Genomic DNA, 698 nt, shown 5'->3' with positions numbered 1-698 from the left:
CGATCAGGTTCTCCGGCAGAGGTTCATTAGGCTCAATGTCGATGCCGAGAGCCGCAATCCTTTTCGTCCCTGCAATGGCGGCGGCTGCTACGGTATCGTGGTGCGCCAAAGATCCGACGACGCCGGGTGGCCAGATCGGAACACCAGAGCGCGTCTTTAGGATCGGCAGTTGTGGGAATCCCAGTTGCCCAAGGAGTGTTCTGGCGACTACTCTTGCAGCACCGCTTTGGCGGCGAACTTTGGTAACAGCGCGTCCCAACGAGGTAACTTCGGAAGCGTACAAGGTGGAGTCGTCAGCCGGTTCTATTGGACGGATGCCGACGAGGATGTTCTGTTGATCAATGGTGATAGTCTCCATTCTATCTGGTCCCTTTGAGCTTTTCGAATGAGAAGCTCAGCCAATGCAGCTTGGCCTTGGAGTTGATCGACTCGGTCGTCGATCAGCAGCGGCGGCAGACCACATATGCTTCCCATCTTTGGATCACCGAGCCAGAACTCTCCGACATTTGGGGATTGTCGCGATCCGAGACTGAACCTCGTATGGGTGCCAGAACCTTCGGTGCAGTTCGCTAGGGATCTTTTTCAAGAACCCCGGTTAAAGGCGTAGAAATGGCTCGGGCCAGAGCCTTGCGGTTTTCCAGAACACTCATCATCGTCACGTGGTCGCCTACAATCGGTACGGCAGTAATGGCCTCCGG

1 protein-coding gene is annotated in these 698 nt (G+C 55.7%); it reads right to left on the bottom strand.

Going from position 1 to position 698, the window contains the following annotated elements; genetic code table 11:
* Nucleotides 1-358, bottom strand: a 358-nt coding sequence (locus NKI25_RS36305; RefSeq protein WP_502897509.1) for a 4'-phosphopantetheinyl transferase family protein, incomplete at its 3' end; no start/stop codon positions are given.
* Nucleotides 359-698 lie beyond the last annotated feature (340 nt).

The organism is Mesorhizobium sp. M0808 (genome assembly GCF_040320025.1).
In the GTDB taxonomy this organism is placed as follows: Bacteria; Pseudomonadota; Alphaproteobacteria; order Rhizobiales; family Rhizobiaceae; genus Mesorhizobium.
The sequence above is the reverse complement of the archived record's forward strand: the minus strand, read 5'-3'. Positions and strand labels throughout refer to the sequence as shown.